At 33.1% G+C, this 465-nt stretch carries 1 protein-coding gene; it reads left to right on the top strand.

All coding sequences use genetic code 11. The features are described from left to right. Nucleotides 1-446, top strand: a 446-nt coding sequence (locus tag AC3DEV_RS16945) for a DegT/DnrJ/EryC1/StrS family aminotransferase (RefSeq protein ID WP_488372861.1), incomplete at its 5' end; no start/stop codon positions are given. Nucleotides 447-465: the final 19 nt, after the last annotated feature.

The following is a 465-nucleotide window of genomic DNA, read 5'->3' on the forward strand; positions in this document are numbered from 1 at the left end:
GCTATAACTTCCAAATCCTAGAGCTTCAAGCATCAATGGGTAGAGTGCAATTAAGAAAATCAGATAAAATCAAGAAATTAAGAAAAAAGAATTTTGAGTATTTATACAATAATCTTTCAGGTGTAGGAGATTTGATAATGCCTCAATGGGTAGAGAGTGCAGATGTATGTTGGTTTTCTTTTTCATTAACTTGTGGACTTAGTAACAGGGTAAAACTTGTGCCATTTCTTGAAAAACATGGGATAGAAACTCGCTCAATGTTTAGCGGGAATATCGTCAAGCATCCGGCATATCGGCACTTAAAAATAAAGACTCACGGAGATTTGAGACAAGCTAATTTTATTTTAGGACATTCTTTTTGGCTGACCTGTCATCCTCGTTTAAAAAAGAGTGATTTAGAATATATAGTTAGTGTGTTTAAAAAATATTATGCTAGAAATTCCTAATTGTACATTGATAGCTTTG

Source organism: Dietzia sp. IBK-p2-15D (genome assembly GCF_057773105.1).